The following is a 12,764-nucleotide window of genomic DNA, read 5'->3' as shown; positions in this document are numbered from 1 at the left end:
TGTGTAATGCAGATTTAAGGCCTGAGTGGTTAGATTGTCCCTATTGCACTACACCAAGATTCCAAGATTAATACAGGAATCCATGAAATATTTTTTGTATCAATCAATTTACTCTAGCTGGGAATATTAAGAGGTAATTTATGGACTACATGATTGAAGACCTAATGGAAGAAGTCGTTGAGCGAGGAGGCTCTGATTTACACCTCTCAGTAGGCTTACCTCCCTACATTCGTATCAACGGAAAATTAACTCCTACTGATTATGATCCACTGAGTCAAGAGCAATGTCAGCGTCTTATCTTTAGCATGCTGAATAATACTCAACGGAAACAATTAGAGCAAACATGGGAATTAGATTGCTCTTACGGTGTCAGAGGCCTAGCTCGTTTTAGGGTTAATGTCTATAAGGATCGAGGTACTTATGCTGCTGCATTACGAGCACTCAGCTCTAAGATTCCTGCTATAGAAACGTTGGGATTACCAAATATTGTCCGAGAAATGTCTGAGAAGCCCCGTGGTTTGGTACTAGTGACTGGTCCCACAGGCTCGGGAAAAACAACGACCCTTGCCTCCATGATTAACAATATCAATCTAACTCGGGCTGAACATATTCTCACGGTCGAAGATCCCATTGAATTTGTTTATGAACCTATTAAAAGCCTGATCCACCAGCGTCAAGTTGGTGAAGATACCAAGAGCTTTTCGAATGCACTGCGGGCTGCTCTCCGTGAAGATCCAGATGTTATTCTTGTAGGGGAAATGCGGGATCTTGAAACGATTCAACTTGCTATTTCTGCAGCAGAAACCGGTCACTTAGTTTTTGGAACACTTCATACTAGTTCAGCAGCCCAAACTGTTGATCGGATGGTAGATGTATTTCCGCCTGAGCAACAGACTCAAGTTCGAGTGCAATTGTCTAACTCTTTGGTGGCTGTATTTAGCCAAACGCTAGTGACGCGGAAAAATCCGAAACCAGGTGAGTTTGGGAGAGTCATGGCACAAGAAATTATGGTATCCACTCCCGGAATTGCTAACTTAATTCGTGAAGGAAAAACATCTCAGATATACTCTGCTATTCAAACTGGAGGAAAGTTAGGAATGGTTACTTTAGAGAAAGTCCTAGCTGAACTCTATCAGGCTGGCTCGATTTCCTTTGAATCAGCTGTATCCAAGACATCCCGTCCTGATGAAATGCAGCGATTAATGGGAGCAGCCCCTATGGGTAATCAACGTGGCGCTGGTGCCACTTCTTATCGGCGATAAGTATGGAACATCTTATGGCCTCATTGCCTTACATTTATTCTTCTTTCATTAACTGCTGAGAATTGAGTTATGCCAACTTATGTTGTTCGTGCGCGAGATCCTCAAGGTAAATCTAGCCAAAAAAGGGTAAGCGCAACCTCTCAAAAAGAAGCTCGTTCAAATATCCAGCGTCAAGGACTACAAATCCTTGATATCAAGGAATCTCAAGGCTTCAGCATGAGTGCTGAGCTTGATCTGAGTTTTCTTCAATCCATCACTGTCAAAGATAAGGCTCTTTTCTCTAGACAATTTTCAGCTTTAGTCAATGCCGGGGTTGCATTGGTAAGAGGGTTGGGAGTTATGTCTGAACAGTGCAAGAATCCTAAGCTGAAAAAAGCACTTTTAGATGTGAATGCTGCTGTGCAACAAGGCGTTAGTTTGTCGGATGCCATGAGAGGCCATCCAGCGGCTTTCGATCAGCTTTATGTTGCCATGATTCAAGCAGGTGAAACGGGTGGTGTCTTGGACGAAGTGCTAAATCGTCTTGCAACCCTACTTGAAGATCAAGCACGTCTCAAAAATCAGATTCGATCAGCTCTTGCTTACCCAGTAGTAGTTGGATTTATTGCTGTATCTATTTTCTTGGGAATGGTCATTTTTCTCATTCCCGTTTTCGATGGCATTTTTAGCCAATTGGGTGGCGATTTGCCAGCATTTACTCAACTGATGGTGAACCTCAGTGAGTTTTTGCGAACACCAATCTATGGAATAATGGTTGCTGCTTTTTTCTTTGGTGCTAGTTTTGCACTCCGTCAATACTATCGAACACGGGCAGGCAGAGAAACGATAGACCGAATCATGCTTAAGTTGCCCCTGTTTGGTGATCTAATTCAAAAGACCGCTGTAGCTAGATTCTGCCGCACCTTCGGGTCTCTCTCCCGTTCAGGGGTTCCTATCTTGTATTCACTGGAAATAGTGCGAGATACTGCTGGTAATCAGGTAGTTTCCAATGCTATTGATGAAGCTCGTCGCGAAATCCAAGGAGGAGGGATGCTAAGTCTGGCTCTGCAGAAAGAGAAAGTTTTTCCTATCCTAGCCACGCAGATGATCAATGTGGGGGAGGAAACGGGTGAGATTGATAAGATGCTCATGAAGGTTGCTGACTTTTATGAAGATGAGGTAGAACAGGCAGTTAAAGCCATGACTAGTGTGATGGAACCCTTAATGATTGTTGTGTTAGGGGGGATGGTTGGTTCCATTCTTGTAGCTATGTATTTACCTATGTTCAAGATCTTCGATCTAATTGGCTAAACAGAAGCTATTCTGTAATTCTCTCAATTTAAGTGTGATTTACGCCAAGTTTCACTAGCTCCTAATACATATTGTAAGCAAGCCCTATCGACTAAGAGATAGGGCTTGCTTACAATATGTATTAGGAGCTTCTTTGAGTGTTTAATTCTCCAGCACAGAATAATTAAAAGCTTGAACTAGAGTGATGCCGATAGATCCAAATTTCTACCAGTTGTTAGATCTTTCTCCTGAAGCCTCTAGTGATGAGATCCATGATGCCTATCGAAAAAAGAGTAAGGTTTACCATCCTGACACGACTACCCTTCCCAAAGAAGTGGCTATCCAAAAATTTCAACAACTTAATGATGCTTATGGCATTCTGAGTAATCCTAAACTAAGAAAAGCATATGATTATCGTTTAGGGGTATCGTCTGTCAAATATACTCCCGTGCAGAAAGTACCCCATTCAGATACTCCATTGGCCTCTTCACAGGTGCAAATTCAAGAACGTCCTTTGTCTCCTGGGGAGCTTGTTGCATTACTAATTTTGTGTATCACCTTCTTAGGGTGTTTAATCCTGGCAGTGGTACTGGGGTTTGCCCGTGGGGAAATGATGTTTGTAGAACCTACTGCTTTAACTGATGTGAGTTCGAAGTTTGTATGAGGAGTTCGCAAAGCGGCTCTATCGATTGCTTCTAAAAATATGCTGGCCTGGTTTCAGGCAGATGTAGTATTGAGCCTCGTATGATGAGTCAGGATGCTCTTTAAATCTCCTTCATTGACCTAACATTTGTCTTTATAATTAAGCACCCAACTATTGATCAATTTAATGTCTAAGTTGTAAGAGTTAGCTAATGACTGAATCATGTTTACCAGATCCTAAAACTCCACTATATAATCACCCTCTCCCCCAAATTGAGCAGTGGCTTCACAAGCTTGGATGTCACCAAGATTCTCAGGATTTGCATCTTTGGCGTGTTGAGCGTGATCAGTGGAAGGCAGAAATATGGCTAGATATTGAGGAGTTGTCTGTTTTGTATGTGCCGGCGGCTTCCACTGAACGTGATATTCAACGAACTTTTAAGTATTCTTTAAGTCGCCAAGATATTGAAGATGCAGTGTTCTCAGGTCCTTAGCGAGTACTATTCCTTGCCTAATTATTGATTTGTGCAAAAAACATGTAATTTTTATTGAATAATTAGTTGACCTTGCCAAATCTTCTATGCCTATCTTGGAAATCTCTGAGTGCTTGATGGAACTCATCCCGATCGAAATCTGGCCATAAGGTTTTGGTAACGTAGAGCTCAGCATAGGCCATTTGCCACAAGAGAAAGTTACTCACCCGCATTTCTCCGCTGGTTCGAATTAACAGGTCTGGATCAATGATTCCAGCTGTATAAAGATGCCGTTCAAATAAACTTTCATCAATATCATCTAGATGGATTTGATTATGTTGAACTTTAGAAGCAATGTCGCGGCATGCTTGGATAATTTCTCTACGACCTCCGTAATTAGTGGCGATGATAAATTTGATGGTGTGATTATCTTTGGTCGCAGCCATAGCCCGCTGTATTTCTGTTTGTAGTGTCAACGGTAAAGCTTCTAAATCACCGACAAAGTGTATTTGCACGCCTTCATCGATCATCTCTTGTAGTTCGCGACGTAAAACCCTCTCAAATAGCATCATCAAGAATTCCACTTCGTCAAGAGGACGTCCCCAATTCTCTGTGGAAAAAGCATATGCTGTGAGTGCTTGTACGCCCCAATCTTTACAACAGCGGAGAAGAGACTTAAGGGTATCTACCCCACGACGATGTCCGATAATGCGGGGTAATCCTCTCTGCTTGGCCCATCGTCCATTACCATCCATGATGACGGCGACATGTTTAGGTAGTCGCTGAACATCTAAATCTGAAGGGAGTTGCTTTGGAAGGCTTGAATTTAATGTCATATATTCTTGCGAGATTTGAGCAATGGGAATATGAGAGAAAGCAAAGAAAAGACTTGTTTTCTGATTTTCCTGCCTAAACTTCTCAAGCTTGGGGTAACAACTTCTCTATCCACAGATAAGATTAATCGATCAGCCAACAATTCCCTCAACTTACTGCTGGTTAAAGGGCGTCTAAGTATACCTTGTTCTGCTAATGAGATAGATCCAGTTTCTTCAGAAACAACGATGCATACACAGTTGTCAACCCGTTCGGTGATCCCCATCGCAGCACGATGTCGAGTACCGAGTTGGCGAGATGCGGTCTGCTCGGAAATAGGTAGAATAACGCCAGCTGATATGATTCGATCGCCTCGGATTAATAGGGCACCATCGTGTAATAAGGTGGTTGTCTGAAAGATGGTTTGGATTATCTCCCGAGAAATTTCTGCACTTAACTTAATTCCTGGCACTGAAAAGTCTCGTTCATCAATCGGAATATTTCGAGTTTCAATGATGAGTAAAGCACCCGTCCGATTTTGGGAGAGTTCTTTTATTGCGTCGACAATTTCATCAATGATGTTATCGGGATTTTGGGTGACCTGCTGTGCAGGACGTAGCATTTTTAACAGTTCGCCTCTCCCCAATTGCTCCAGAAAGCGTCGGACTTCTGACTGAAGAATGACGGCCATGGCTACCGCAGAGCCAATGAGTAAGAAGGTGAGTAACTGATTGAGGTAATTGAATTGCAGTAGCTTGCTAGCAACGGTTGCTAGAACGAGAAAAACGACACCTCTTACCATCCATAGGGTTCGCCGCTCAGCAATGACGAGAAGCAGCATATAAGTTAAAGCTAAAGCAAGGCTGATATCAATTAAGGAACGGAAGGTCTGAACCCAGTCATGGTTTATCAGCCATTCCTTAACCCCGTCCATGCCTTTGGCCTAACCTTCTCGTATACCTATGTCAGTTTAGCGTTATCAGTAATCAGTGCAATATTAGTAAATAGAGGGCAAGCTTGGTTATCGCTATGAAATTTAACCAGCTATTGCTCTAAATGCCTTGGCAGACAATCTTGACGAATGAGGTCTTGAAAAGTTTCTCTTTTAAGAATTAAGCTTGCGTCTCCGTCCTGCACAAGTACAGCAGCAGGTCGGGATATTCGATTGTAATTGGATGCCATGCTGTAATTGTATGCTCCGGTTCCCATTACGACCAGAACATCACCGGGTTGGCTGGGGGGAGAGCGATATCTTTTAGTAAAATGTCCCCGGATTCACAATGTTTACCTGCGATGGTAACGATCTCTGTGGCGGAAGAATCCATGTGGTTGGCAATGGCAGCACTGTAAACAGATTGGTATGTAATGGGGCGGGGGTTATCAGACATTCCACCATCTACAGAAAGGTAGGTACGAATATCGGGAATGTTCTTTTTGGCTCCAACTTTGTAAGCAGTAATGCAGGATGTACCTACTAGAGAGCGTCCTGGCTCGCAGAGTAGCTTCGGGAATGGGATATTGGCTGTCTTACAGGCTTGCGAAATGCCGTTGCAGACGATCTCTGACCATTGAGTGATGCTGGGAGGGTCATCTGACTCAACATAACGAATACCTAGACCGCCGCCAATGTTGAGTTCGTCCATGGGTAGGCCTAGAGCCTGTGCTTTGGCTAACCACTCGACAATGACGCTGGTTAGATCTTGATGAGGTTGCAGCTCGAAGATTTGAGACCCGATATGAGCATGAAAGCCAACCCAAGCGATTTGAGGGGTTTTCTGAGCAAAAGACAAGACCTGATCAATTTGATTGGGGTCGAAACCGAATTTACTATCTAGATGTCCCGTTCGAATATATTCATGGGTATGACATTCAATGCCAGGTGTGATTCTTAGCATGACCCGGGGAGGGTTTGGCAGGGTGTCGATTGAGGAAAGAAGCTCTGTAAGTTGCTCTAGTTCGAGCCAGTTGTCCGCAATGATGGTACAGCCACATGACAGGGCCATTTCTAGTTCAGTAACTGATTTGTTATTGCCGTGAAAATAGATAGTTTCAGGATCTACGCCTGCTTGTAAGGCGGTGTACAGTTCACCCCCTGATACCACATCTAGTCCTAAACCCTCTTTAGCCACTAGTGCAGAGATAGCCATGCAGCTCCAGGCTTTGGAGGCGTAGAGGATTTGGGATGGACCAGGATAGAATTTTTGAAATGCGAGACGATACTGTTGGCAGGCAGTCCTCAGGGTCAGTTCATCTACGATGTATAAAGGAGAGCCAAATTGCTTAACGAGTTCGGTAACAAAGCATCCACCAATTACCATCTGTCCTGCTTTATCGATTTCGGCAGATAGTGGAAGTATTTGCTGGTTGGGGGAGGTCTCCATTATTGGAGTGGATGAGCTGATACTTGGTGGTTGGAGGGATACCATAAACTGACCGGAATGGGCTTAGATTTTGTCAGGGTAGGATTAAACTCGGCAGGAGCCATCAGAGAATCTTATCATATTCAGCTGTCCCTATTGCCGTGTCTGCTGCAGGGTTTCAGATTATGGAAAAGCACTGAGTACGATGTTAGCAGTATGGTCTCTCATGAATTTAATGTAGCTTTCTGACTTTCTAATCTTGTTTGAATAGATTCAGGGATATTTGGCAGGAAATCATAACCCGTTTCTTGTTCTAAATGATCGACGGTGACGATGTACCGTTGCCATTCATGGGATTTAATGCCTTGCTTATTGGGGATATCGACGGCGATCACTGGAGTATTGGCAGAAATACCGTTTATACCTAATGTGGTCTCATCCATGACGACGATAATTTTCCAAAGATTTTGGGGAGGAATGACTTTCCCTTTTGCGATCGCAGCTCGTTTCCCATATCCTCCCGCAATAATAAACAGTTCTTTGCCTTCATCCACTAAATCCCGACAGTGGTTTTCGAGGTCAACCCATGGCCCTCGGTTGTTATCTGGCCGCTGAGGAACAATATTGGTCATGACGAAGGTCGCAGAATTGTTGACTTCTGAATTGGTTCGATCGCCAGAAGGGGTCATATGCCCTCGGTCATAGCCACTCCGGGTATAGTCTCTCGCATCCACTTTCTCCCATTTTGGCGGTAAGCTTTGATCCGCTCGAAAATCGTTGCGACGTTCGACATCTCCTAACCAAGTTTGATCGAGCTGCCAACTCACCCAGTTGGGAATTCCCTTGCTGCGGTTGTAGGAAAGGGCAAATTGAGGCTTTTTCATCAAATAGTTATTACTGTCGGCTAAGACGACTCTGGCTTGACTAGGATTGCCAAGGGCTAGATGGTCAACATTGGATTGGGTGAATATTGAGAAGAAGCTACATCCGGTCAAGAGTGAAAAACATAGGAATACCGTGATCGGTAGATGCGATCGCATCATCAATCCCGCAATTTTCCTTGCCAGACTAACAGGGAGTAATTTGAAAAGCCGTATCACTATTTCTCAATCCACTATTGAATTCAACAGTTGCATCCGGTCCATATTATTGAGCAATTCTTTGACAATCAGCCATAGAAGGTTGAGGGACTACTGAGCTGACTGCTTTAACTCTGTCATCGTAAATAGAGGATGGAGTGTTAAACCTTCAGCCGCCAGATTGGCTTGTCCACCCGCTTCGCGATCAATGACACACATGACATCCGTCACCGTAGCACCTAGGGATCGCAAGTCTTGGGCTGAAAGCTTGATCTGTCCGCCAGACGTCACCACATCTTCAATGATGACGAGCCGTTTTCCCTGAATCTCTCCTCCCTCAGCTAGTTTGCAGGTACCATAAGGCTTAGCCTTTTTTCTGACGAAGAGGGAAGGATATCCGCTGATTTGAGATAACATGGCCACGATGGGAATGCCGCCCATTTCCAAACCTGCTAGAGCATCAACAGGGGTAGGAATCATCGTTGCGAGATATTCAGCAATGGCTTTCAATAAAGTTGGATTTGCTTCAAATAAATATTTGTCAAAATATTCATGGCTGACTTGCCCCGATCGCAGTAAAAACTCACCTGTAATATGAGACGTGTCATAAATCGCTTTTGTCAGGTCTGCTTTGTTCATCAAAATTCGTGGAAATTGGGCTAACTTTAATTAGTTTAGGTGCTAGGCTCCCTCTTGGAACTGCTTATATAGGGAAGACACCTGAATTATGTCAGACCTACCTCAAACGCAAAAAAAAAGAGCCCCTATGAACCGTACATTGACCCTCAGTACGGCAGATCGTGAGCGATTGAGATTGAAACTCGTCAAAAATTTCACAAAAACATCGCCAAGTATCGATATTACGATTCAAGGAGACTGCCTCGACATAGCTCCCAAACTCCCTCAAAGCAGCGTCAATTTGTTGATTCTTGACCCACCTTACAACCTGAATAAAGTCTTCAATGGTCGAACCTTCACCAAGCAGTCTGTCGCAGCTTATACCGAATGGTTAGATCATGTTTGTTGTAAGCTGAAACCCCTATTACATCCTGATGCCTCAATCTACATCTGTGGAGATTGGTTCTCATCTGCTTCAATTTTCACGGTTGCTACATCTCATTTTCAGGTTCGTAACCGGATCACTTGGGAGCGCGAGAAAGGCAGAGGAGCCCGTTCAAATTGGAAAAATGCGAGCGAAGATATTTGGTTTTGCACAAATTCGAACTCATATACCTTTAATAGCCAGGCTGTGAAACAGCGGCGAAGGGTACTAGCTCCCTATCGACATCCGGATGGTTCTCCTAAAGATTGGTCTCAAACTGAAAATGGCAACTTTAGAGATACCTTTGCGTCTAATTTATGGACTGATATTTCTATCCCTTTTTGGTCAATGCCCGAAAATACTGATCATCCCACTCAAAAAAGTGAGAAATTAGTTGCAAAGCTAATGCTGGCCAGTAGTAACCCTGGAGATATTGTGCTTGATCCTTTCTTGGGTAGTGGCACAACGTCTGTGGTTGCTAAAAAACTGCATAGACAGTTTATCGGCATCGAACTTGATGAGGAGTATTGCTTGTTGTCCGAACGACGGATTGAGCTAGCTGACTCTCATCCAGCTATTCAAGGATTTGCCCAAGAAATTTTCTGGGAACGGAATACAATCATTCCTCAAGCTGCCCAGTAATTTTTTTGACCAAAATGGGGGAATACCAAGCATGTGCCAATTGTTGGACATCCAGCTCTACTGCTCAAATCTTCACCGAAGAATGATTTAATGCAAAAAGCAATGTTCCATGCTAGAGAAGTTGAGATGGTAGCCTTCAAAAAAATTTGCTATTTGGAAACCTGACAGCTAAATTAGCTTCAACCCTTTGCTCTGAATTGAATTGAGAAGACCCCTATATCGCCAATGAGTAATGAGTATACAGATGAAAACATCGATATCCGCAACTACCTCCGCATACTCAGACGTCGATGGATACCTGCAACAGCTGTATTTGGCTCGGTTTTTGTTCTGACCGCATTGGCAACATTTTTGCAAAAGCCTGTATATGAGGCTGAGGGCAAGCTTTTACTTAAGAAGCAAAGTGGTGCATCAATTTCTGATTTGGAAATTGGGGGGCTGGGTGGCTTAGAAGCATTGTCTACCAAGAGTAGTCCGGTCCAGACAGAAGCGGAAATTATTCGCTCAGAGCCGATTTTACGACAAACTATTATTGCGTTGAAGTTAGTCGATGATAAGGATTCCCCCCTAGAAACCAAGGATTTCATGGAAGCCTTGACGGTTTTTAATGTTAAAGATACTGATGTCTTAAACGTTACCTACAAAAGCATTGATCCTAAAGAGTCTGCTGATGTTGTGAATCGGCTGATGGATGACTATCTCAAGAACAATATTGAGACGAACCGAGCTGAAGCGGCCTCCGCAAGGGTGTTTATTGAAAAACAGGTTCCAGAGATTGCCGCAAAACTAAGAAATCTGGATCTATCCTTACGACGGTTTAAGGAAGCGAACGGAATTATTGCCTTAGAAGAAGAAGCTAAGGTTTCTGTAGAGGTTGAAGGCAACTTTTACCAAGAAACGGCTAAGATGCAAAGTCTCCTAATTAATGCAAGGGCAAAAAGCCGTGCCCTTAGAAATAAGTTGGGGCTTTCTCCCCAGCAAGGGGAAGACATCAATGCTTTGAGCCAATCGACAGTGGTTCAACAAGCCTTGGCTAACTACCAAGAGAACGAGCGAAAACTTGCTGAAGCCCTAAAAGTATTTCAACCTAACCATCCCACCATTCTTGACCTTAAAGATAGAAGAACTGCTCTTAAAGGCGTATTAGGTGAGCAAACAAGCCAGATTGTCGAGACCAGTCAACCTCAGCCTCTTCGTAATCTACAAGCAGGAGAATCTCGACAATCTTTGACGGATGCTTTGGTCCAAGCTGAAGTGGATCGTTTAGGTTTGGAGAAACAAGTGTTGTCTCTGGCTCAAACACAAGCTGAAAACAAACGTCGACAAGGCGTAATACCTAAATTAGAGCAGCAATTAATTGCTCTTGAACGGGATAGAATCGTAGCTCAAACGACTTATGAAGAGTTATTGAAAGCGTTGCAGCAAATTACGATTAGTGAGAACCAGAATATTGGTAATGTCCGCATTATTGCAGCAGCATTAGAGCCCAAAGAACCGGTTTCTCCCCGCAAAGCGTTTAACTTGGCTGTTGGTTTTTTCCTGGGAGGATTGCTGGGACTAGGGACTGCATTGCTTCTTGAAGCCTTAGATACTTCTGTTAAGACTGTCCAAGAGGCAAAAGAGCTATTTGACTATACAGTTTTAGGAAATATTCCATTACTGAAAGATGCTGAAAAGATGACCCGCAAGGGGTTGGATCGCCCTACCCCAGATTTGGTGGTTCGAGAGTCTCCTCGCTCTTCTGTGAGTGAATCCTATCGCATGCTTCAGGCTAATCTTAAGTTCTTAAGCTCAGATCATCATGTGCAGGTTTTTGTGGTCACCAGTTCCATCCCTAAAGAAGGGAAGTCAACAGTTGTGGCTAATTTAGCTTTAGCACTGGGTGAACTGGGGCATCGAGTCTTAGTCATTGATGCTGATATGAGACGCCCTTCTCAGCACCAGGTTTGGGAGTTGCCCAATACTTTGGGATTGAGCAATGTTTTAGTGGAGCAAAAAGACTGGCATGAAGCCATCCGACCCGAGGATGATCAGCTCGATATTCTGACGGCAGGGGTTACCCCCCCCAATCCAGTCCCTTTAATTGACTCCCATCACATGGCCGTATTGCTTGAGGAATTTCATCAAGCCTATGATTACGTGCTGATTGATTCTCCACCGTTAGCAGTTGCTGCAGATGCTCTTCTACTCGGTAAAATGACGGACGGTATTCTCCTAGTCACCCGTCCAGGTCTAGTAGACTCTGGCTCTGCCCAATCTGCTAAAGATGCCTTAGAGCGTTCTGGCCAAAAGGTTTTGGGACTCGTCATTAATGGTGTCATCCCTGAAAATGAGCCAGATAGTTATTATTACTACTATGCTCAAGATTATTATGGAGAGAATTCCGGGGGCGAACAGTCAAAAGCCAAGAAAAAGAAGAAAAAAGCTGATGTTAATGCTGTAGAGCGCTCCTAAATCCCTCACTTATTATGATTAAGAAATCTTCCAATGTTGTCTGGCATCAGTCTACCGTTACTCGCCAGAACCGGCAGGATCAAAATGGCCACTTTAGTACCATCCTTTGGTTTACGGGACTATCTGGTGCAGGCAAGTCTACTCTGGCCCATGCCGTTGAAGATGCTCTGTGTAAGATGAACTGCCGAACTTTTGTCATCGATGGAGATAATATCCGTCATGGATTATGCGCAGATCTAGGTTTTTCTAGCGAAGATCGCGTTGAAAATATTCGCCGGATTGGTGAAGTCGCTAAACTCTTTACTGAAGCTGGCATCATTGTCCTGTCGGCATTTATCTCTCCATTTCGAGCCGATCGAGATCGCGTTCGTGAATTGGTTCCAGAAGGTGATTTTATCGAAATATATTGCCAAGCCAGTTTAGAAGTCTGTGAAGAACGAGATGTTAAAGGGCTATATCAGAAGGCGAGATCGGGTGAAATCCCTAACTTCACAGGTATCTCTTCACCCTATGAGCCACCTGAAGAGCCAGAGATCATTGTGAAGACGGGGGAGGATTCCCTGGAGGCTTGTGCCCAGCAGGTGATTGAATTTTTACAGGAACGGGGTGCTTTTCAACCCGCATCGGTCGCCAATTGAGCGAGATAGTAAGTATCTGAGGTCTTGCGACTCACCAATGGTGAAATGTTTGCCCTCTGCAAGTGAAATTAATTGAATTTTCTTATTTTT

Annotated in this window: 11 protein-coding genes and 1 pseudogene; 7 read left to right on the top strand and 5 right to left on the bottom strand. The window is 43.8% G+C overall.

Features of this window, described 5'->3' with window-relative positions; translation table 11 throughout:
- Window positions 1-140 precede the first annotated feature (140 nt).
- The 4 genes from I1H34_RS15070 to I1H34_RS15055 all read left to right on the top strand — a co-directional run bounded on the left by I1H34_RS15070 (window position 141) and on the right by I1H34_RS15055 (window position 3,667).
- Window positions 141-1,262, top strand: coding sequence for a type IV pilus twitching motility protein PilT (locus I1H34_RS15070; protein WP_212661865.1), 1,122 nt, complete (start codon window positions 141-143; stop codon window positions 1,260-1,262).
- Between the two features lie 69 nt (window positions 1,263-1,331).
- Complete coding sequence (locus I1H34_RS15065) at window positions 1,332-2,552, top strand: type II secretion system F family protein (protein WP_212661864.1); 1,221 nt, start codon at window positions 1,332-1,334, stop codon at window positions 2,550-2,552.
- A 184-nt stretch (window positions 2,553-2,736) separates the two neighbouring features.
- On the top strand, window positions 2,737-3,195 hold the full coding sequence (locus I1H34_RS15060; protein WP_212661863.1) for a J domain-containing protein: 459 nt from the start codon (window positions 2,737-2,739) through the stop codon (window positions 3,193-3,195).
- 190 nt (window positions 3,196-3,385) lie between these two features.
- Window positions 3,386-3,667: a DUF3143 domain-containing protein gene (locus I1H34_RS15055; protein WP_212661862.1), complete on the top strand. Its 282-nt coding sequence runs from the start codon at window positions 3,386-3,388 to the stop codon at window positions 3,665-3,667.
- 62 nt (window positions 3,668-3,729) lie between these two features.
- Here I1H34_RS15055 and I1H34_RS15050 read toward each other — a convergent pair whose 3' ends face one another.
- From I1H34_RS15050 to pyrE, 5 genes and pseudogenes are all read right to left on the bottom strand, one after another.
- Entirely contained in the window at window positions 3,730-4,482 is a 753-nt protein-coding gene (locus I1H34_RS15050; RefSeq protein ID WP_212661861.1) for an isoprenyl transferase, read from the bottom strand.
- Complete coding sequence (cdaA, locus tag I1H34_RS15045) at window positions 4,479-5,393, bottom strand: diadenylate cyclase CdaA (RefSeq protein WP_212661860.1); 915 nt, start codon at window positions 5,391-5,393, stop codon at window positions 4,479-4,481. The genes I1H34_RS15050 and cdaA overlap by 4 nt, the downstream gene beginning before the upstream one ends.
- A 110-nt stretch (window positions 5,394-5,503) precedes the next feature.
- Window positions 5,504-6,885, bottom strand: a pseudogene (gene lysA / locus I1H34_RS15040) (diaminopimelate decarboxylase).
- A gap of 158 nt (window positions 6,886-7,043) precedes the next feature.
- Window positions 7,044-7,859, bottom strand: a complete 816-nt coding sequence (locus I1H34_RS15035) for a DNA/RNA non-specific endonuclease (RefSeq protein WP_212666283.1) — start codon at window positions 7,857-7,859, stop codon at window positions 7,044-7,046.
- A gap of 150 nt (window positions 7,860-8,009) precedes the next feature.
- On the bottom strand, window positions 8,010-8,537 hold the full coding sequence (gene pyrE / locus I1H34_RS15030; protein WP_212661859.1) for an orotate phosphoribosyltransferase: 528 nt from the start codon (window positions 8,535-8,537) through the stop codon (window positions 8,010-8,012).
- A 127-nt stretch (window positions 8,538-8,664) separates the two neighbouring features.
- Here pyrE and I1H34_RS15025 point away from each other — a divergent pair, with 127 nt between their 5' ends.
- The 3 genes from I1H34_RS15025 (at window position 8,665) to cysC (ending at window position 12,674) form a co-directional block, all read left to right on the top strand.
- Window positions 8,665-9,582 (top strand): DNA-methyltransferase, encoded by a 918-nt coding sequence (locus tag I1H34_RS15025; RefSeq protein WP_212661858.1) that lies wholly within the window; start codon window positions 8,665-8,667, stop codon window positions 9,580-9,582.
- A 225-nt stretch (window positions 9,583-9,807) separates the two neighbouring features.
- Window positions 9,808-12,036 carry a GumC family protein gene (locus I1H34_RS15020; protein WP_212661857.1) on the top strand — a complete coding sequence of 743 codons (2,229 nt, stop codon included), beginning with the start codon at window positions 9,808-9,810 and terminating at the stop codon, window positions 12,034-12,036.
- 14 nt (window positions 12,037-12,050) lie between these two features.
- Window positions 12,051-12,674: an adenylyl-sulfate kinase gene (gene cysC / locus I1H34_RS15015; protein ID WP_212661856.1), complete on the top strand. Its 624-nt coding sequence runs from the start codon at window positions 12,051-12,053 to the stop codon at window positions 12,672-12,674.
- Window positions 12,675-12,764 lie beyond the last annotated feature (90 nt).

Source organism: Acaryochloris marina S15 (assembly GCF_018336915.1).
GTDB lineage: Bacteria > Cyanobacteriota > Cyanobacteriia > Thermosynechococcales > Thermosynechococcaceae > Acaryochloris > Acaryochloris marina_A.
The sequence above is the reverse complement of the archived record's forward strand: the minus strand, read 5'-3'. Positions and strand labels throughout refer to the sequence as shown.